This is a genomic window from Brevundimonas sp. GW821-FHT12E07 (assembly GCF_058807035.1).
The window spans coordinates 18,602-36,293 of the sequence record NZ_JBXAQH010000005.1; the positions used below are offsets into that span (position 1 = coordinate 18,602).

18 protein-coding genes are annotated in these 17,692 nt (G+C 68.5%); 14 read left to right on the forward strand and 4 right to left on the reverse strand.

Annotated elements, in window-relative coordinates:
- Positions 1 to 18: 18 nt before the first annotated feature.
- The 9 genes from secY (at position 19) to AC1ROD_RS17240 (ending at position 9,127) form a co-directional block, all read left to right on the forward strand.
- Positions 19 to 1,398 (forward strand): preprotein translocase subunit SecY, encoded by a 1,380-nt coding sequence (secY, locus tag AC1ROD_RS17200; RefSeq protein ID WP_492949477.1) that lies wholly within the window; start codon positions 19 to 21, stop codon positions 1,396 to 1,398.
- A gap of 69 nt (positions 1,399 to 1,467) precedes the next feature.
- Positions 1,468 to 2,031, forward strand: coding sequence for an adenylate kinase (locus AC1ROD_RS17205; protein WP_492949478.1), 564 nt, complete (start codon positions 1,468 to 1,470; stop codon positions 2,029 to 2,031).
- 84 nt (positions 2,032 to 2,115) lie between these two features.
- Entirely contained in the window at positions 2,116 to 2,832 is a 717-nt protein-coding gene (locus AC1ROD_RS17210) for an energy transducer TonB (protein ID WP_492949479.1), read from the forward strand.
- Positions 2,833 to 2,937: 105 nt separating this feature from the next.
- Complete coding sequence (locus tag AC1ROD_RS17215) at positions 2,938 to 5,415, forward strand: zinc-dependent metalloprotease (RefSeq protein ID WP_492949480.1); 2,478 nt, start codon at positions 2,938 to 2,940, stop codon at positions 5,413 to 5,415.
- Between the two features lie 127 nt (positions 5,416 to 5,542).
- Positions 5,543 to 5,911, forward strand: coding sequence for a 30S ribosomal protein S13 (gene rpsM / locus AC1ROD_RS17220; protein WP_207870920.1), 369 nt, complete (start codon positions 5,543 to 5,545; stop codon positions 5,909 to 5,911).
- A 10-nt stretch (positions 5,912 to 5,921) separates the two neighbouring features.
- Positions 5,922 to 6,311 carry a 30S ribosomal protein S11 gene (rpsK, locus tag AC1ROD_RS17225; RefSeq protein ID WP_013268944.1) on the forward strand — a complete coding sequence of 130 codons (390 nt, stop codon included), beginning with the start codon at positions 5,922 to 5,924 and terminating at the stop codon, positions 6,309 to 6,311.
- A gap of 86 nt (positions 6,312 to 6,397) precedes the next feature.
- Positions 6,398 to 7,417, forward strand: coding sequence for a DNA-directed RNA polymerase subunit alpha (locus AC1ROD_RS17230; RefSeq protein WP_207870921.1), 1,020 nt, complete (start codon positions 6,398 to 6,400; stop codon positions 7,415 to 7,417).
- Between the two features lie 108 nt (positions 7,418 to 7,525).
- Positions 7,526 to 7,942: a 50S ribosomal protein L17 gene (gene rplQ / locus AC1ROD_RS17235; protein ID WP_207870922.1), complete on the forward strand. Its 417-nt coding sequence runs from the start codon at positions 7,526 to 7,528 to the stop codon at positions 7,940 to 7,942.
- A gap of 282 nt (positions 7,943 to 8,224) precedes the next feature.
- Entirely contained in the window at positions 8,225 to 9,127 is a 903-nt protein-coding gene (locus AC1ROD_RS17240; RefSeq protein ID WP_492949481.1) for a LysR substrate-binding domain-containing protein, read from the forward strand.
- A gap of 6 nt (positions 9,128 to 9,133) precedes the next feature.
- Here AC1ROD_RS17240 and AC1ROD_RS17245 read toward each other — a convergent pair whose 3' ends face one another.
- On the reverse strand, positions 9,134 to 10,000 hold the full coding sequence (locus AC1ROD_RS17245) for a hypothetical protein (protein ID WP_492949482.1): 867 nt from the start codon (positions 9,998 to 10,000) through the stop codon (positions 9,134 to 9,136).
- Positions 9,997 to 10,905 (reverse strand): ABC transporter ATP-binding protein, encoded by a 909-nt coding sequence (locus AC1ROD_RS17250; protein WP_492949483.1) that lies wholly within the window; start codon positions 10,903 to 10,905, stop codon positions 9,997 to 9,999. The genes AC1ROD_RS17245 and AC1ROD_RS17250 overlap by 4 nt, the downstream gene beginning before the upstream one ends.
- A gap of 108 nt (positions 10,906 to 11,013) precedes the next feature.
- Between AC1ROD_RS17250 and AC1ROD_RS17255 the strand changes: the two genes are divergently transcribed.
- From AC1ROD_RS17255 to bla, 5 genes are all read left to right on the forward strand, one after another.
- Positions 11,014 to 12,249, forward strand: coding sequence for an alkaline phosphatase family protein (locus AC1ROD_RS17255; protein WP_492949484.1), 1,236 nt, complete (start codon positions 11,014 to 11,016; stop codon positions 12,247 to 12,249).
- A 63-nt stretch (positions 12,250 to 12,312) separates the two neighbouring features.
- Entirely contained in the window at positions 12,313 to 13,200 is an 888-nt protein-coding gene (locus AC1ROD_RS17260) for a CPBP family intramembrane glutamic endopeptidase (RefSeq protein WP_492949485.1), read from the forward strand.
- Between the two features lie 34 nt (positions 13,201 to 13,234).
- Positions 13,235 to 14,461 carry a TCR/Tet family MFS transporter gene (locus AC1ROD_RS17265; RefSeq protein WP_492949486.1) on the forward strand — a complete coding sequence of 409 codons (1,227 nt, stop codon included), beginning with the start codon at positions 13,235 to 13,237 and terminating at the stop codon, positions 14,459 to 14,461.
- Positions 14,462 to 14,528: 67 nt separating this feature from the next.
- Positions 14,529 to 15,920, forward strand: a complete 1,392-nt coding sequence (locus tag AC1ROD_RS17270; RefSeq protein WP_492949487.1) for a trypsin-like peptidase domain-containing protein — start codon at positions 14,529 to 14,531, stop codon at positions 15,918 to 15,920.
- On the forward strand, positions 15,917 to 16,849 hold the full coding sequence (gene bla / locus AC1ROD_RS17275) for a subclass B3 metallo-beta-lactamase (RefSeq protein ID WP_492949488.1): 933 nt from the start codon (positions 15,917 to 15,919) through the stop codon (positions 16,847 to 16,849). Before AC1ROD_RS17270 ends, bla begins: the two co-directional genes overlap by 4 nt.
- Here bla and AC1ROD_RS17280 read toward each other — a convergent pair.
- Both AC1ROD_RS17280 and AC1ROD_RS17285 read right to left on the reverse strand, forming a co-directional pair.
- Entirely contained in the window at positions 16,846 to 17,259 is a 414-nt protein-coding gene (locus AC1ROD_RS17280; protein WP_492949489.1) for a VOC family protein, read from the reverse strand. The genes bla and AC1ROD_RS17280 overlap by 4 nt on opposite strands.
- Positions 17,260 to 17,263: 4 nt before the next feature.
- Positions 17,264 to 17,680, reverse strand: coding sequence for a VOC family protein (locus tag AC1ROD_RS17285; RefSeq protein WP_492949490.1), 417 nt, complete (start codon positions 17,678 to 17,680; stop codon positions 17,264 to 17,266).
- Positions 17,681 to 17,692: the final 12 nt, after the last annotated feature.

Below are 17,692 nucleotides of genomic sequence, written 5' to 3' on the forward strand. Positions count from 1 at the left end.
CAGTCGGGGTAACGACATATGGCTTCGGCCGCCGAACAACTCGCAGCCAATATGAACATGGGCTCGTTCGCGAAAGCGACCGACCTGCACAAGCGGCTGCTCTTCACGCTTCTGGCGCTTCTGGTCTACCGCATCGGCACCTATGTGCCGATCCCGGGGATCAACTCCGAAGCCTTCCTGCAGTTCTTCCAGGATCCGAACGGCAAGCGCGGCATCCTGGACATGTTCAACATGTTCTCGGGCGGCGCCGTTCAGCGGATGGCCGTCTTCGCCCTGAACGTCACGCCCTACATCTCGGCGTCGATCATCGTCCAGCTGATGGGGACGGTGTATCCGCCGTGGGAAAAACTGCGCAAGGAAGGCGGCGAGAGCGGCCGCAAGACCCTGAACCAGTACACCCGCTACCTGACGGTCTTCCTCGCCCTGGCCCAGTCGCTGGGCATCGCGGCGGGCCTGAACGCCCAGGCCGGTCTGATCGACCAGCCCGGCATCTTCTTCATCGTCTCGACCGTGACCTGCCTGACCGGCGGCACCATGTTCCTGATGTGGCTGGGTGAGCAGGTGACCACGCGCGGCGTCGGCAACGGCATCTCGCTGATCATCTTCGCCGGTATCGTGGCGGTGCTGCCCGGCACCGTGGTGCGGCTGTTCGGCCTGGCCCAGCAGGGTCAGCTGTCGGCCTTCGCCCTGCTGTTCATCATGGTCATGGCCATGGCGACCGTCATCTTCATCGTCTTCATGGAGCGCGCCCAGCGCCGCCTTCTGATCCAGTATCCGAAGCGCCAGGAAGGCAACCGCATGTCGGGCGGCGAACGCTCGTTCCTGCCGCTGAAGGTGAACACCGCCGGCGTCATCCCGCCGATCTTCGCCTCGTCCCTGCTGATGCTGCCGTCGACGGCCGCGACCATGCTGGTCAACGCCGACCTGCCGAACTGGCTGAGCTGGCTGCCGATGGTCACCGCCCAGCTGACCCACGGCCAGCCGCTGTTCATGCTGCTGTACGCGGCCCTGATCATCTTCTTCTGCTTCTTCTACACCTCGATCACCTTCAACCCCGAGGACACGGCCGAGAACCTGCGCAAGTACGGCGGCTTCCTGCCGGGCATCCGTCCGGGCAAGCGTACGGCGGAATATCTGGACTATGTCCTGACCCGCCTGACCGTGATCGGCGCCGCCTACATCACCCTGGTCTGCCTGCTGCCCGAGTTCGTCTCGGCCAACTTCGGCCAGAGCCTCTACTTCGGCGGCACCTCGGTGCTGATCGTGGTCTCGGTGACGATGGACACGGTGGCCCAGATCCAGTCCCAACTGCTGGCGCACCAGTACGAGGGTCTGATCAAGAAGGCCAAGCTGCGTGGTCGTGGTGGACGTGGCGCCCCGACTCCCGTACGCCGGTAACAACTTGTTTCGGGGCTATCGCGCGTCGCGCTGTCTGAGCCCGAACGTGATCGCCTTGGGAGGGCGGCTTTGAACCTGATCCTGTTCGGACCGCCGGCCGCCGGCAAGGGCACGCAAGCCAAACGCCTCGTCGAAGGCCGCGGCATGGTGCAGCTCTCGACCGGCGACATGCTGCGCGAGGCCATCGCCTCGGGCTCGGCCCTGGGCCTGGAGTGCCAGGCGATCATGTCGCGCGGCGATCTGGTCTCGGACGAGATCGTCATCGCCCTGATCGAGGCCCGGCTGAAAGAGGCCGAGGACGCGGGCGGAGCCATCTTCGACGGCTTCCCGCGCACCGTGGCCCAGGCCGAGGCGCTGGACGCCATGCTGGCCAAGCTGGGCAAGCAGATCGACCACGTCGTCCGGCTCAAGGTCGATGACACGGCCCTGCTGGAGCGGGTCGCCAAACGCTACGCCGACCAGGGCCGCCCGGACGACAACCCGGAAAGCTTCAAGGTCCGGCTCGAGGCCTATAACCGCAACACCGCGCCCCTGCTGCCCTACTACGGCGACAAGGGTCTGCTGACCGAGGTCGACGGCATGGGCTCCATCGAGGCCGTCGCCACGGGTATCGACGCGGCGCTCGACGCCTAGGGCTCACCCAGGCGGCCGTCAGGCGACGTTCATCCGCGTCATGCGTTAGGGTCCTTCAGCATTCTGCAGGATGACCCCGACGCCGTGACGCCGCCCCGCCCGCATCTCTCGCCGAAGAAGAGCCGCAACCTCCTCGTCGCGTCCGGCGTCGTGGTTCTGCACCTCGGCCTTTTCGCCCTGGTGGGGCTGGAACAGGTTCCCGTCGAACAGACGGGGCCGGGCCTGCCGCCCATCTTCGTCGAACTGGTCCCCCCGGTCCGCCCGCCCGAACCTCCGCCCGAAAAGACCGCGCCCGTCGAGGGCGGGGGCGCGCCCGCCACCCCCTCGCGCGTCCATGTGACGCCCAAGCCGCCCGAGAAGCCTCTCCCCGATCCGCCGCCGGCCCCGATCCAGCAGGCGCCCAAGCCTGATCTGATCGTCGGCGTCGCTCCCGTGGCCGGCCCGACGCCGGGTCAGGGTCTGGGCGGGCAGGGGACGGGCTCGGGCACAGGCATCGGCTCGGGCAATGGCCCCGGCGTCGGCGACCGTATGGCGCCCCGCATCATCCGGGGGCCGTCGCTGCGGGACATCGGGCGGGCCCGGCCGCGCGGCGCTCGGGGACGTGGGGATGTGGGTGTGCGCTGCCGGATCCGGCTGGATCAGACGCTCGACCAGTGCCGGGTTGTCAGCGAGACCCCGCCGGGACAGGGCTTCGCCGAGGCCGCTCTGCCATTGACCTCCGCCTTCCGCTTCCTGCCGCCGACCGAGAACGGCGTGCCGGTCGAGGGGCAAACCGTGGTGGTCACTCTCAGATTTCCCTGAGGCGCCCCCACGACCCGGCCGACGCTCCGCCGACGGAACTTCACCGCGTTGACACCCGCCTGCCAATCACCGCCTTATCGCACCGCAGCGTAACAGGGGGCAGGCATGGCTTACGGGTTCAGGCGGACGGCGACGGCGATCGCCCTGGTATTGGCCCTCTCGGGCGCTGCAGCTCCCACCTTTGCCGCTGATCCCGCCCCCAGGACCTTCGCCGAGGCCACCGAGGGTTTGACCCGTCAGGACGGTTTGCTGCCGGTCTTCGTCGATCAGGACGGCGGCAAGGTGCTGGTCCAGCTGCCGGCCCCCGGCGCCGACGGCGTCATGACCCGGGTCATCCACCACACGGCCCTGCGCACCGGCGTCGGCTCGGCGGTGACCGGTCTGGACCGCGCCCAGATCGGCGCCACCAACATCCTGGCCTTCCGCCGTATCGGCAAGAAGATCGTCGCCGAGTTCGAGAACCCCAAATACGAGGCCCCCCACGGCTCGCCCGAGGAACAGGCTGCCGCCCGCGACGCCTTCGTCGGCTCGACCGTCTGGGCCGGGGACGTGGTCGCGACCGGGCCGGACGGCTCGGTCCTGGTCGATCTGTCGGCCTTCCTGACCCGCGACGCCATGGGTATCGTCGAAACCCTGAAGGCCACGGGCCAGGGCTCGCTCAAGGCGATGAGCGACCTGACCATGGTCGATCCGGCGGCGACCAGATCCTTCCCCGACAATCTGGAGATGGAGGCCCGTCTCACCTTCGGCGTCGACAGCCCCGGCCGCGAGCTGTCCCAGATCGCGCCCGAGCCGCGTCTGGCCACCTTCACCGTCCACCACAGCTTCATCAAACTGCCCGACGCTGACTATCAGCCGCGCGAGTTCGATCCGCGCACCGGCGCCTTCGCCACCAACGTCACCGACTATTCCGCGCCTCTGAACGAGGCCATGGTCCACCGTCTGGCCAGCCGCTTCCGGCTGGTGAAGACCGATCCGACCGCGGCGCGCTCCACCGTGGTCAAGCCGATCGTCTTCTATGTCGACCGCGCCGCGCCCGAGCCGATCCGCTCGGCCCTGGTCGAGGGCGCGAGCTGGTGGGCCCAGGCCTTCGACGCCGCCGGCTATATCGACGCCTTCAAGGTCGAGGTCATGCCCGAGGGCGCCGATCCGCTGGACGCCCGCTACAACGTCATCAACTGGGTCAACCGCGCCACCCGCAGCTGGTCCTACGGCCAGAGCGTCGTCGATCCGCGCACCGGCGAGATCGTCAAGGGTTCAGTCCTGCTCGGCTCCCTGCGCATCCGTCAGGACATGCTGATCTTCGAAGGACTGGTCGGCGCCGACCACACCGGCGACGGCTCCGTCAACGACCCCCAGCGCATCGCCCTGGCCCGTATTCGCCAGCTGGCCGCGCACGAGGTCGGCCACGCCATCGGCCTGCAGCACAATTTCGCGGCCAGCACCCAGGGCCGCGCCTCGGTGATGGATTATCCGGTGCCGAAGATCGGCATCACCGTCGACGACCAGCTCGACTTCTCGGACGCCTATGGCGTGGGGATGGGCGCCTGGGACGACTTCGCCATCGACTGGCTCTATTCCGACGCTGACAAGGCCACGCTGGAGAAGAAGGCGGAGGAGGGCAGGGCGCGCCTGCGCTTCGCCAATGACGCCGACGCCCGCGTGGGCGGCGACGCCCAGCCCTGGGGCAGCCTGTGGGACAATGGCGAGGATCCGGTCGCCGAGCTGGACCACATCCTCAGGATCCGCCGCATCGCCCTCGACCGCTTCGGCCTGCGCAACCTGCCGGCGGGCGCCGCCGTCAACGACCTGCGTCGCCGTCTGGTCCCCATCTATCTCTATCACCGGTACCAGGTGGATGCGGTGTCCAAGCTGGTGGGCGGCATCGACTACTCCTATCCGGTCGCGGGCGGCGGGCAGGAGGCGGCGACCGCCGTCCCGGCCGACGTCCAGCGCGCGGCCCTCGCGGCCCTGGCCCGCACCCTCAACCCCGCCGAGCTCGACCTGCCCGAGCCGCTGCTGGCCCTGCTGGCCGCCCAGCAGTCGGGCGACGGCGATCCCCAGAACGACATCGAGGTGTTCAAGGGCCTCAACGGCCGGGCCTTCGATCCGGGCGTGGCCGCCGATGTCGCCGCCGACGTGACGCTGGACGCCCTGTTCGCGCCCCAGCGGGTCAACCGCATCGCCGACGCCGGCCGCCGCGATCCGGCGGCTCTGGGTCTGGGCGAGACCGTCGACACTATCGTCACGGCCGCCTTCGCCCCGGCGACCGGCCGCCTCGCCGAGCCCGCGCGCCGGGTTCAGGCCCAGACGGTCCTGACGCTCGCGGGCCTGCTCAAGGGCGACGACCTGTCCAGCACCTCGGCCGCCGTCATCGACGAGCGCTTGCAGGCGCTGGCCGTGAAGCTGAAGGCCTCACGCGCAGGCGATCCGGTCCAGCGCGCCCACGACCGCTGGCTCGGCGCCCTGATCGGCGACCGCGACCGGCTGGATCAGCTGCTGGAAGACAAGCATCATGCGCCCGCGACCCCGCCCGGATCTCCGATCGGTGCGGAGGAGGGTTGGCACGATAACGATGCGTAAACCCCTTCCCGGTGTTGACCCGAACTGAATCACCTGTATAAGGCGCGCTTCCCGCGAAGGGCGCCACGCTCCTGGTCTGTTGACCGGAGCGTTTGTTGCGTCCGATCACGCGTATCTGGAGAGCTTCGTGGCCCGTATCGCTGGCGTCAATATTCCGACCAACAAGCGCGTGGAAATCGCGCTGCAGTATATTCACGGCATCGGCCCGGCCGCCGCCAAGGACATCACCGCCAAGGTGGGCCTCGAGCCCGCGCGCCGCGTGAACCAGCTGACGGACGCCGAAGTCCTGCAGATCCGTGAGACCATTGACCGCGACTACACCGTCGAGGGCGACCTGCGTCGCGAGACCTCGATGAACATCAAGCGTCTGATGGACCTGGCCTGCTACCGCGGCCTGCGTCACCGTAAGGGCCTGCCGGTCCGCGGTCAGCGCACCCACACCAACGCCCGCACCCGCAAGGGTCCCGCCAAGCCGATCGCCGGCAAGAAGAAGTAAGAGCTGACAGATGGCCAAGGAACCGGGTCGCGTAAAGAAGCGCGAGCGCAAGAACATCACCTCGGGCGTCGCCCACGTGAATGCTTCGTTCAACAACACCATGATCACGATCACCGATGCCCAGGGCAACGCGATCTCGTGGTCGTCGGCGGGTCACATGGGCTTCAAGGGTTCGCGTAAGTCGACCCCCTACGCCGCCCAGATGGCTGCTGAAGACGCGGGCAAGAAGGCCCAGGAACACGGCGTCAAGACGCTGGAAGTCAACGTCTCGGGTCCGGGTTCCGGCCGTGAGTCCGCGCTCCGCGCCCTGCAGTCGGTGGGCCTGACCATCACCACCATCCGCGACGTCACCCCGATGCCGCACAACGGTTGCCGTCCGCCCAAGCGCCGCCGCGTCTAAGCGAACCGCCGCCGACCCATTCTCCGCGGGTTCCGCCTCCCTGACGAGGTGAGAGGAACCCGCGAAACTCGTTTCGAGGGACACCTATGATCGAACGTAACTGGCAAGAGCTGATCCGTCCCGAGAAGCCGCAGATCGAACTCGGCTCCGACGCCCAGCGCAAGGCGCGCCTGGTCGCCGAGCCTCTCGAACGCGGCTTCGGCGTGACCCTCGGCAACGCGCTCCGCCGCGTCCTGCTGTCGTCGCTGCAAGGCGCCGCCGTCACCGCCATCCAGATCGACGGCGTCGTTCACGAATTCTCGTCGCTGGAAGGCGTGCGCGAGGACGTGGTCGACATCGTTCTGAACATCAAGCAACTGGCGCTGCGCATGCACGCCGAGGGCCCCAAGCGCATGACGCTGAAGGCCACCGGTCCGGGCGTCGTCACCGCCGGCCAGATCGACGTCCCCGCGGACATCGAGGTGCTGAACCCGAACCACGTCATCTGCACCCTGGATGACGGCGCTTCGATCCGCATGGAACTGACCGTCCAGAACGGCAAGGGCTATGTCGCTTCGGAGTTCAACCGTCCGGAAGACGCCCCGATCGGCCTGATCGCCGTCGACGCCCTGTACTCGCCGGTCAAGCGCGTCGCCTATCGCGTCGAGCCGACCCGCCAGGGCCAGTCGCTGGACTATGACAAGCTGGTGCTGGAAGTCGAAACCAACGGCGCCGTCTCGCCGGTTGACGCTGTGGCCTACGCCTCGCGCATCCTGCAAGACCAGCTGCAGATCTTCATCACCTTCGATGAGCCGAAGAAGGCCGTTGAAGCCACGGACGGCAAGCCCGACCTGCCCTTCAACCCGGCCCTCCTCAAGAAGGTGGACGAGCTGGAACTGTCGGTGCGTTCGGCCAACTGCCTGAAGAACGACAACATCGTCTACATCGGCGACCTGATCCAGAAGACCGAGGGCGAAATGCTTCGCACCCCTAACTTCGGCCGCAAGTCGCTGAACGAGATCAAGGAAGTGCTCACCTCCATGGGTCTGTCGCTCGGCATGGACGTGCCGAACTGGCCCCCGGAAAACATCGAAGACCTGGCCAAGAAGTTCGACGACCAGATCTAGTTTTTAACCCTCCGCCCAATCCCGAGTATGGGACTGACGGGGCGGTTATGAAGAATACGGCGGCTGGTCCTCATTCAGGATACCGTCGCCGGAGTAGGAGAGACCCCGATGCGCCACGGCGCCGCCCACCGCAAGCTCGGCCGTACGAGCGCCCACCGGACCGCGATGTTCGCCAACATGGCTGCGTCGCTGATCAAGCACGAGCAGATCACGACCACCCTGCCGAAGGCCAAGGAGCTCCGCCCCTTCGTCGAGAAGCTGGTCACGCTCGGCAAGAAGGGCGACCTGCACGCTCGCCGTCAGGCCATCAGCCACGTCCGCGACGTGACCCAGGTCGGCAAGCTGTTCGAAACGATCGGCCCGCGCTACGCCGAACGTAACGGCGGCTATATCCGCATCATGAAGGCCGGCTTCCGCCACGGCGACAACGCCCCGATGGCCGTCATCGAGTTCGTCGACCGCGACGTCGACGCCAAGGGCCTGGACTCCGGTCCGGTCTACGCCGTCGAAGGCGACGAGGAATAGGATCCAGCCTCACGGCTGATCTGTCGAAAGGGCGGCCCGGTTATCCGGGCCGCCCTTTTGCTTTCCGGGCGGCCTTCACGCTGTGAGGATCTGCCACAGGGCGGCGGCCCAGATCAGGATGGCGCACAGACCGTACAGGACCTTGTCCCAGAGCGTACGGCGGGGCGGCGGGGTGTTTCTGTCGAAGAGGGGCATCGATCAGCTTCAACCCGAATTGCGCCGGACCGAAAATCGATTAAACCGGCTCATCCTTGTGAGCTGAGATCACATGACCCCAACCTCATGAAACGGGCCGCCCCGCCGCCGCTCAATGCCCTGCGCGCCTTCGAGGCCTTCGCCCGTCACGGCGGCATGACCCCGGCCGCCGCCGAGCTCTGCGTCACCCACGGCGCGGTCAGCCGGCAGGTGAGGGCGCTGCAGGACAGCCTCGGCGTCGTCCTCGTCTCCGGCCCGCGTCACCGTCTGGTCCTGACCCCAGCCGGCGAAACCCTGGCCCGCAGCCTGTCGCCCGCCTTCACCGCTATCGACGACGCTGTCGCCACGGCCAGGGCGGGAAGCCATCGCGAGATCGAGATTTCCTGCCTCGGCACCTTCGCCCTGAAGTGGCTGATCCCGCGCCTGCCCGCCTTCCTCGACGCCCATCCCGAGGTGCGGGTGAAGCTCTCCGAAAGCTGGGCGGCCGTCGATTTCGCCCGCGACCGCTTCGACGGCGCCGTGCGTATCCTGAACCCCGGTCAGACCGCGGGCCGGGCCGAGGCGACGCCCTTTCTCGTTCAGTATCAGGGGCCGGTCGGGGCGCCGGGGATCGAGCGGCTGCCGCCCGAGGCCTTCGCCCGCCTGCCGCGCCTGCATGCCACGACCTTCCCCGAGAGCTGGCGCGTCTGGAGCGACCTGACCGGCGTCGCCCTGCCGCCCGCCGTCCTGATGCGGGAGTTCGCTCATAACCATTCGATGATCGAGGCCGCCGCCTCGGGCATGGGCGTGGCCATCGCCCCCTGGGCCTTCGTCGCCCCGGATGTCACGGCGGGCCGTCTCGTCGCCCCTTACGGCTTCGCGGAGCGGCCGTCGCAGTTTGTCTTCCTGCGCCCGGCGGGCCGCAAGGACGCCGCCGTCGACGCCTTCCGCGACTGGCTGGTCGCCGAGGGCGCGGCCAGTCCGCCGCCGCCCTCTCATCGCGCACCCTGAAGGCGTCTATTCCTTCGACAGGTCCTGCCGCTGGAACCAGGCGATGGCCGCGACCAGCAGGACCACGCACCAGCCGATCAGGCTGATCGCCGCGGCCCAGACCGTGGCGTCGGGCACAGCGGACTGGGCCCCGCCGATGATCGCGCTCTTCAGATTGTCGGAGGCCAGACCCGGGATGACCGCCTGGGCGTACCATTCCGTGCCTTCCCAGCCGAACAGGGGCATGGCCTGCATCAGGAAGAACTGGCCGATCGAAACCACCAGGGGCACGAACAGGGTCGCCAGCAGCGACCGGCTCATGACGGCGGCCAGCAGACCGATCAGGCCGACCTGCACGATCCGCACATAGCCGGCCAGGGCCAGCAGGCCGAACTGGCCCGCCTCCCTGGCGCCGAAGGTGAAGATATAGCTCTGGCCGTGGATCGCGCCCTTCACCAGCTCGCCGATGAAGCCGAAGATCAGGAAGACGATCACCGCGGCGAGGGTCAGCAGCTTGGCCACCCCCACCTTGCCGAGGATCAGGTTGGCCCGGGTGTTGCGCGCCGAGGTCAGCCGCCAGGTCTCCCAGCGGTAATCGCCGGCATACAGGGTCGCCGCCCCGATCAGGACGAACAGCAGCAGCATCGGGTTGGTGATGTCGCCTGCCAGCTTGACCAGCGAGTGTCCGAGGTCCAGCGGCCCCTGCGTCAGCAGGCCCGGCGGCAGGTTCGGCTCCGTGGTGATCTGGGCCATCTTCTGCTTGAGGAAGAACTGGCCGGCGCTGCCCAGGACCAGCAGCAGGATCGGCAGGAAGATGACGCTCCAGAAGACCGTCATCCGGTTCTTGGTGAAGCGATAGGCCTCGGAGAAGAGGGCGTCCGCCAGCATGGTCATTGGATGGCCTCCGGGATCTGGACGGAACCGGTTTCGGTCATGAAGACGCTTTCGAGGTCGGCGCCGACCCAGCGGGCCTCGTCGATGTCCACGCCCTGTTCGATCAGGGCCTTGAGCAGGGCCGGGCCCTCGGCGCGCGGGATGGCGGCGATGACGGCCGAACCCTCCATCGAGCCCTTGGCGCCGAGCACCTGGAGCACCTTCTCTGACGGCTTGACCGACAGGCGCAGGCGTTCGCCGCTGGTGGTCAGTTCGCTGACCGAGCCTTCGCGCACCAGCCTGCCCTTGTTCATGATGGCCACGCGGTCGCAGACGCGCTGGACCTCCAGCAGCTGGTGGCTGGCCAGGACCACGGTGATGCCCTCGTGGTCCGACAGCGACCGGATCAGGGCGCGCATCTCCTGAATGCCGGGCGGGTCCATGCCGCTGGTCGGTTCATCCAGGATGATCAGCTCGGGTTCGGTGATCAGGGCGATGGCCACGCCCAGCCGCTGCAGCATGCCGACCGAGAAGCCGCGCACCTTGCGGTCGGCGGCGCCGGTCAGGCCGACCCGCTCCAGCCAGGCGTCCACGCGGCTGTTATCGGCCTTCAGCCCGTGGGCGGTCGACAGCCAGACCAGCACCTGACGCGCGGTCATGAAGGGCGGGAAGCGCGGCGTCTCGATCATCGAGCCCATGCGCCGCGAGGCCTTCACGTCGCCAATGGGCCCGCCCATGACGATGGCCTGGCCTTCGGTCGGCCGGATCAGGCCCAGAAGGATGCGGAACAGGGTCGACTTGCCGGCCCCGTTCGGGCCCAGAACGCCGTAGACCCCGCCTTTGGGAATCTCCAGCGAAAGCCCGTCGAGGGCGCGGACCGTGCCATAGGTCTTGGTCAGGGAGCGGGTTTCGATCACCGAGGTCATGGGGCGACCTTCGCCTGCCCGTGTTCGTCCGGCAAGCCGTCGCGAGACCGTTACGGATTAAGCTTAGGCAATGTTGCCTTCCCCGAATGCGTCTGTGGAGTTCGCCTGATGTTGTCCCGTCTGATCGCCGCCACCTCCGTGAGCGCGATGCTCGTCATGACCGGATGCGCGACGGCCCCGTCGACTCCTCAGGCCTCGACCGTCGCAGCGGCGCCGACCGCCCGGGCGGCGCGCCCGCTGGTGATCCTGATCTCGATCGACGGCTTCCGGTATGACTATCTGACCCGCGGGGCGACCCCGACCCTCAGCGGCCTCGCCGCCGACGGCGCGACCGGTCCGATGCGCCCGTCTTTCCCCAGCCTGACCTTCCCCAACCACTATACGCTGGTCACCGGCCTGCACCCCGACCACCACGGCATCGTCGGCAACAGCTTCGTCGATCCGGTGCTGGGCAAGTTCAGCATGTCCAACACCGAAACCGGCTTCTGGGATCAGGCCGAGCCCATCTGGGACACGGCGGTCAAGGCGGGCCTGACCACGGCGACTATGTTCTGGCCGGGGTCCGAGACGACGATCAACGGCGTGCATTCGACCTACTGGAAGGCGTTCGATCACGACATGCCCGGCGACGCCCGGGTCGACCAGCTGCTGGCCTGGATGGATCAGACGCCGCGTCCCGACTTCGGCACCCTGTATTTCGACGCCGTCGACTCGGCCGGTCACCGCAACGGGCCTGACGCAGCCGAAACCATGGCCGCGGCGACCAGCGTCGACGCCTCCATCGCCCGGCTGATCGAGGGTCTGAAGGCGAGGGGGCTCTATGACAATACGGTGCTGGTCATCGTCGCCGACCACGGGATGGCGGCCACCTCGCCCGACCGGGTGATGGCGCTGGACGATCTGGTGGACCTCTCGGCCGTCCAGATCATCGCGGCGGGCCCCGTCGTCTATCTGGATCCGGTTCCCGGGCATGAGGCCGAGGTCCAGGCGGCCCTGGTCAAGCGCCACGATCACGGCGTCTGCTGGGACAAGGCGCATATCCCCGCCCGGTTCGTGCTGGGCTCCAACCCGCGCGTCCCCGCCATCGTCTGTTCGGCCGACATCGGCTGGGTGTTCGGGACGAAGGCCCGGCCGATGCGTCAGGCCGGCGGCGCCCACGGCTATGACAACCAGGCGCTCGAGATGGCCGCCCTGTTCATCGCCCACGGCCCGGGCGTCGCCCATGGCCGCACCCTGACCGATCTCGACAGCGTCGACGTCCAGCCCCTGCTGGGTCGCCTGCTGGGCATCTCCGTCCCCGCAGGCGACGGCCATCTGGTCGACAGCGAAAAGGCATTGCAATAGCGTAACTTGCCTTCGCAACCTTCACCGTTTCAGATGTCCCTCTGTTCCAGAGGGGGATGAGTGATGAGTTTCGAACGTTGGGGCGTGCCGGTCGCGCTGGGGGACCGCCGCGTCCTGCATCCGGGCATGCTGCGCTGGTTGCGCGCCCTGGGCTGGATGGTGCTGGTCGGCTTCCTCTGCGTCCTGTCCTTCGGCATGCCCTATTCGGTGCTGGACCATTTCCTGCCCGAGACGGGGCCTGTCGAGGTGGCCTCAAACGCCGTCTGCGCCCTGATCGCGCTCGGCGTCTACACCGGCCTGGTCTGGTTCGGGGAGGCGAGGGCGCCGGCGGAACTGGCGCTCAAGGCGGCGCTACCCGGCCTGTTCTGGGGCCTCGTCATCGGCGTCCTGATGTTCGCCTCGGTCATGGGGATCATGGCCGTCTTCGGCTTCTACGACATCGTCTTCACCGGTCCGGCCCCGGCCTGGAAGTCCGTTGGCAGCGCGATCGAGTCGGGGGTTCTGGAAGAGCTGCTGCTGCGCGCCGTCATCCTGCGTCTGGTCTGGCGCGCCTTCGGGCCGTGGATCGCCTTCGCCGCCTCGGCCGTCCTGTTCGGCGGCGGCCACCTCGGCAATCCCAACGCGACTGTCTTCGCGGCCGTCTGTATCGCGGTCGAGGCCGGTATCATGTTGGCCGCCTTCTATGCCCTGACCGGACGCGTGTGGGTCTCCGTCGGCGTCCATGCGGCCTGGAATTTCACCCAGGGCTATCTGTTCGGCGCGGCCGTCTCGGGCACCGACTTCGGTCCCTCCATCGCCCGCAGCACGGCGCGCCCCGGTGTCGCCGAATATCTGACCGGCGGCGCCTTCGGTCCCGAGGCCTCGCTCCCGGCCCTGTTCGTGGGGACCCTGGTGGGGGCGGTCGTGCTCTGGATGGCGTGGAAGGCGGGGAGGTTCAGCAAGCTGACGTGACGGCGTTACGATCCCCGGCTAAACCCCGGGCGCAATGAAACTCTTCGCCCGCTCCCATCAGGCCGCCATCGGCTTCATCTTCGTGACCGCCGTCCTCGACGTCGTGGCCATGGGGATCATCATCCCGGTCCTGCCGACCCTGATCGAGCAGTTCGTCGGCTCGAACGCCCAGGCCGGGATCATCAACGGCGTCTTCGTGGCCCTGTGGGCCGGGATGCAGTTCCTGGCCTCGCCGGTGATCGGCTCCATCTCGGACCAGTACGGCCGCCGCCCGGTGATCCTGCTCAGCTGCGTGGGTCTGGCCTGCGACTATGTGCTGATGGCCGTGGCGCCGGACCTGTGGTGGCTGGCGCTCGGGCGGATGATCGCCGGCGTCACCTCGTCCAGCTTCACCACCATCTTCGCCTATATGGCCGACGTAACCGAGCCGGAGAAACGCGCCCGCGCCTATGGCCTGGTCGGCGCCGCCTTCTCGGGCGGCTTCGTCCTGGGCCCCGTGCTGGGCGGCTTCATCGGCGAGCTGGGCCCGCGCGCGCCCTTCTGGGTCGCCGCCTGCCTGTCAGGCGTGGCCTTCCTCTACGGCCTGATCGTCCTGCCCGAGAGCCTCGCGCCCGAGAAGCGCATGAAGTTCAGCTGGAAGCGCGCCAATCCGGTCGGGGCCATGGTCCTGCTGCTCCGCCATCCGGAGCTTTCGGGTCTGTCGATCGTCAACTTCCTCCTCTACTTCGCCCACCACGTCTTCTCGGCGGTGTTCGTGCTCTACGCGGCCTACCGCTACGGCTGGGGCCCGCGCGAGGTCGGCTTCCTGCTGGCCCTCGTGGGCGCCATGGACATGCTGGTGCAGGGCCTGCTGACCGGCTGGATCGTCAAGAAGATCGGCGACCGCGCCGCGATGATCTTCGGCCTGACCGCCGGGGCCGTGGGCATGGCCTGTATGGGCTGGGCGCCGACCGGCTGGTTCTTCATCGCCGCCATGCTGCCCAACGCCCTGTGGGGTCTGGCCATGCCGACGCTTCAGGCCCTGATGACCGCCCGCGTCTCCGAAAGCGAGCAGGGCCAGCTCCAGGGCGCCAACTCCAGCGTCGGCTCCATCGCCGGCGTGGCCTCGCCGATCTTCTTCGGCTGGGTCTATTCGATGACGGTCGTGTCGCTTCCGGGCGCGGCCTTCTATTTCGGCGGGGCGGTGCTTCTGGCGGCGGCGGCGATCGGCTGGATCGTGGCCCGCAAGGCCGAGCGGGCCGAGGCGACGGCCGAGGCCTGACGCGCCATCATCCCGCCGAAATGGCGGAGAGAAATGCCGGTCAATGACGCCGCCTTCGAAAGTCCCGATGAAAGCCTCGACCCCAGTCCTCGCTATGGCCATCGCCGCTGTCCTCTCGCTCGGCGCCGTCGCCGTTCACGCCCAGGAGGCGACGCAGGACGCCTTCTCCGAGCCCGCCGCCCGCGCGGTGCCCACCGACGCCCTGTCGATGAAGGCCGGCTTCGCGCCCGTGGTGCGTCGCGCCGCTCCGGCGGTGGTCAATATCTCGGCCCGCTCTGTCCAGCAGGTCGATCCCTTCTTCCAGATGTTCCGCGGCATGCCGGCCCAGCGCATGGCCGAGTCGGCCGGCTCCGGCGTCATCGTCCGCGCCGACGGCATCGTGGTCACCAACAACCACGTCATCGAGGGCGCGCAACAGATCCGCGTCGTCCTCAACGACCGCCGCGAATATCCGGCCCACGTCCTGCTGGCCGACGAGCGCGCCGATGTGGCCGTGCTCCAGCTCGAGGGCGTCACCGAACAGCTGCCGACTCTCCCCATCGATGACCGCGAGGAACAGCAGGTCGGCGACCTGGTCCTGGCCATCGGCAACCCCTTCGGCGTGGGCCAGACCGTGACGAACGGCATCATCTCGGCCCTGAACCGCACCGAGACGGGGATCTCGGATTCCGGCTCCTTCATCCAGACCGACGCGGCCATCAATCCGGGCAACTCCGGCGGGCCGCTGGTCGACATGAACGGCGAGGTGATCGGCATCAACACCGCCATCTTCTCGCGCTCGGGCTCCTCGTCCGGCGTCGGCTTCGCCATCCCGGCCTCGATGGTGAAGCGGGTCATCGCCAGCGCCGTCGGCGGCGCCACCAGCGTCGTCCGTCCCTGGCTGGGCGTGAAGGGCGAGGGCGTCTCGGCCGACATCGCCCGCAGCCTCGGCATGGACCGGCCGGTGGGTCTGGTCGTCACCCAGGTCTGGACCACCGGCCCCGGCGACCGCGCCGGCATCCAGGAGGGCGATGTGATCACCTCCGTCGGCGGTCAGGAGGTCAACGACCAGGGCGGTCTGAACTTCCGCGTCGGCACCCACAATCCCAACGACACCGTCTCCGTCGCCCTGCTGCGCGACGGCCGCCCGATGACCGTCAACGCCCGCATCCAGGCCCTGCCGGGCGACACGGCGCCGGATCAGGGCACGCTGATCGCCCGCGGCCCCCTGGCGGGTCTGAAGGTCGCCAGCCTGACCCCGGCCCTGGCCGACAGCCTCGGCGGCGACCCCTTCCTGAAGGGCGTCATCGTCACCGGCTTTGGAGAGACCGCCCGCAATCCGGGCCTGCGTCGCGGCGACTTCCTGCGCGCCGCCAACGGCAATGCCATCAACTCGGTCGCCGACGTCCAGGCCATCACCGGCCCGACCCAGCTGACCATCGAACGCAACGGCCGCCGCATCACCGGCGTGATCCGTTGAGGCGTCTCGCTCCCGGCGCCCTCGTCCTCGCCGCCCTCGCCACGATCGGTTGCAGCGGCGCCGAGCCGGCCGCCGCCCAATCCGCCACCGCCAGCGCCCCTGCCGACGATCCCCTGACCCGGCCCCTGAAGGCCAACCCCGCCTGGCTGGTCCCCCAGACGCCGGTGAAGGTGTTCGGCAATACGTATTTCGTCGGGACGCAGGGGCTCAGCATCGCCCTGATCGATACCGGTCAGGGGCTGATCCTGATCGACGGCGCCGTGCCCCAGGCCGTCGGCGACATCGAGGCCAATATCGCCCGGCTCGGCTTCCGCCTTCAGGACGTCCGCTACATCCTGAACACCGAGGCCCATTACGATCACTCCGGCGGGATCGCCGCCCTGGCCCGCGATAGCGGCGCGACGGTGATCGCCGCCCCGGCGGGAGCGCAGGCCCTGCGCGCCGGCCATGTGCTGGACGCCGACCCCCAGGCCACCGACATCGAGGCCTTCCCGGCCATCCCGACCGCCCGCGCGATCGCGGATGGAGAGACCCTGACCCTCGGCGGCGTCACCGTCACCGCCGTCCACACGCCCGGCCACACGCCGGGGAGCGCGAGCTGGACCTGGTCGTCGTGCGAGGCTGGCGTCTGCCACAGCGTGGTCTTCGCCTCGAGCCTGAACGCCGTCACCGCCGCCCCCTTCACCTATGCCGGTCATCCGGAGGCGACGGCCGCCCTGCGCGCCTCCATCGCGCGGATCGAGGAGCTGGATTGCGACATCCTGATCTCGGCCCATCCGGACAACTCCGGCGGCGTCGAGAAGCTGGCGGGCCGCGCAGCCAATGCGACGCCCAACCCCTTCATCGACCCCAACGCCTGCCGCGCCTACGCGGCCCGGGCGACAGGTATCCTCGACCGGCGTCTGGCGACCGAGGCGGGGGCCCGCTAGGTCTTCTTCGGGCCTAACAACGACCAGACATGCCCATACGGATCGCGCAACTTGGCGTGGCGGCCATAGAACTCGTCCACGGCCGGGCGGATGACCTCGGCTCCGGCCTCGACCGCCCGGGCCAGCCAGGCGTCCACGTCATCGACGGCCAGAGAGATCGTCACCGTCGTCCCGCCCAGTGTCCTCGGCGTCAAGGCCCCGACGGTCTCGACCGCCTCCGGGAACTCGTCGGCCAGATAGAGGTCGCCGCCGTTGATCCCGATCATGGCGTGGCCGACCCGGCCGTCCTCCATGTCGTAGCGGACCTTCACCTCGGCCCCGAACGCGCGCCCGTACCAGTCCAGCGCCCCCGGTCCGTCATGGACCATCAGATAGGGCATCACCGGCGGATCGGGCGGCGTATAGGCCATGGGTCTAGCCCTTGATCGGCGACCCGATCGACCAGCAATGGCCGAACGGATCCTTCACCTGGCCGTAGCGGTCGCCCCAGAACTGGTCCGACAGCGGGAACAGGGGCACGGCGCCGGCGATCACCGCCCGGTTCCACCATTCGTCGGCGTCGTCGACCTGAAGGTGGATGGTCACCGAGGCCGGGACCACATCGACCGGCCCGCCCATTTCCGGGAACTCGTCCGACAGCATGACGCTGCAGCCGTTGATCTGCAGGTGGGAGTGAATCAGCCGCTCGCCGTCCTCGGCCACCATCCGCCGGACCTCCACTGCCCCGAAGGCGCGGGCATAGAAGTCCACCGCCGCCATCCCGCCGCGCGAGGCGATGCTCAGATAGGGGGTGACCCCGGTCAGGGGCGGCGGCGCCTTGGTCTGGTCCATGGGAGGTCTCCG

Coding starts and splice junctions, on each gene's coding strand:
- AC1ROD_RS17215 (WP_492949480.1), top strand. CDS start 2,938: ATGGCTTACGGGTTCAGGCGGACGGCGACGGCGATCGCCCTGGTATTG.
- AC1ROD_RS17245 (WP_492949482.1), bottom strand. CDS start 10,000: ATGACCATGCTGGCGGACGCCCTCTTCTCCGAGGCCTATCGCTTCACC.
- AC1ROD_RS17270 (WP_492949487.1), top strand. CDS start 14,529: ATGAAAGCCTCGACCCCAGTCCTCGCTATGGCCATCGCCGCTGTCCTC.
- AC1ROD_RS17240 (WP_492949481.1), top strand. CDS start 8,225: ATGAAACGGGCCGCCCCGCCGCCGCTCAATGCCCTGCGCGCCTTCGAG.
- AC1ROD_RS17265 (WP_492949486.1), top strand. CDS start 13,235: ATGAAACTCTTCGCCCGCTCCCATCAGGCCGCCATCGGCTTCATCTTC.
- AC1ROD_RS17230 (WP_207870921.1), top strand. CDS start 6,398: ATGATCGAACGTAACTGGCAAGAGCTGATCCGTCCCGAGAAGCCGCAG.
- rplQ (WP_207870922.1), top strand. CDS start 7,526: ATGCGCCACGGCGCCGCCCACCGCAAGCTCGGCCGTACGAGCGCCCAC.
- AC1ROD_RS17250 (WP_492949483.1), bottom strand. CDS start 10,905: ATGACCTCGGTGATCGAAACCCGCTCCCTGACCAAGACCTATGGCACG.
- AC1ROD_RS17285 (WP_492949490.1), bottom strand. CDS start 17,680: ATGGACCAGACCAAGGCGCCGCCGCCCCTGACCGGGGTCACCCCCTAT.
- AC1ROD_RS17280 (WP_492949489.1), bottom strand. CDS start 17,259: ATGGCCTATACGCCGCCCGATCCGCCGGTGATGCCCTATCTGATGGTC.
- secY (WP_492949477.1), top strand. CDS start 19: ATGGCTTCGGCCGCCGAACAACTCGCAGCCAATATGAACATGGGCTCG.
- rpsK (WP_013268944.1), top strand. CDS start 5,922: ATGGCCAAGGAACCGGGTCGCGTAAAGAAGCGCGAGCGCAAGAACATC.
- AC1ROD_RS17255 (WP_492949484.1), top strand. CDS start 11,014: ATGTTGTCCCGTCTGATCGCCGCCACCTCCGTGAGCGCGATGCTCGTC.
- AC1ROD_RS17260 (WP_492949485.1), top strand. CDS start 12,313: ATGAGTTTCGAACGTTGGGGCGTGCCGGTCGCGCTGGGGGACCGCCGC.